The 607-nt window shown below is 47.1% G+C and carries 2 tRNA genes and 1 rRNA gene; all 3 read right to left on the bottom strand.

The annotated features are described in order from the left end of the window. Positions 1–297 precede the first annotated feature (297 nt). Positions 298–373: transfer RNA gene (locus H7U20_RS29570), tRNA-Ala, on the bottom strand. A gap of 19 nt (positions 374–392) precedes the next feature. Next, positions 393–469, bottom strand: a tRNA-Ile gene (locus H7U20_RS29565). Positions 470–547: 78 nt separating this feature from the next. Continuing rightward, positions 548–607 (bottom strand): 16S ribosomal RNA (locus tag H7U20_RS29560); the annotation flags it as partial.

Here is a 607-nt window from a genome sequence, read left to right as displayed (position 1 = left end):
TCCTTCATCGCCTGTAATCGCCAAGGCATCCACCATGTGCACTTATTCGCTTGTCCCTATAACGTTAGCCCCTTGCGACTAAACAAAGGAGCGGTCATAGGAATAAGAAATTACATGTTGCTATGTTTGTTGATACATACAATCATTACCCATCGCATCCGTCTTCCGACGCATGCGATCAATAAATAATCTTTACTTTTACTTCTTCCAAATTTTTAAAGAACGAAACAGCATTTAATCTCTAAAAGACCAAACCTAAATCCGACACCATCTTGGCGCGACTTACGTTTGAACTTTTGGTGGAGGATGACGGGATCGAACCGACGACCCCCTGCTTGCAAAGCAGGTGCTCTCCCAGCTGAGCTAATCCCCCTAGGGTACTACTCGTGTTCTGGTAGGGCTGGTTGGACTCGAACCAACGACCCCCGCGTTATCAACACGGTGCTCTAACCAGCTGAGCTACAGCCCCAAATGCTGTTCTTCTTAATTGACAGTCGATAAGTGTGAATGCTTGATGAGCTGAACCCAAAGGTTCGTGCAACTCTAGAAAGGAGGTGATCCAGCCGCACCTTCCGATACGGCTACCTTGTTACGACTTCACCCCAGT

Origin of the sequence: Rugamonas violacea, assembly GCF_016461825.1 — a bacterium.
Classification (GTDB): domain Bacteria; phylum Pseudomonadota; class Gammaproteobacteria; order Burkholderiales; family Burkholderiaceae_D; genus Rugamonas.
The sequence above is the reverse complement of the archived record's forward strand: the minus strand, read 5'-3'. Positions and strand labels throughout refer to the sequence as shown.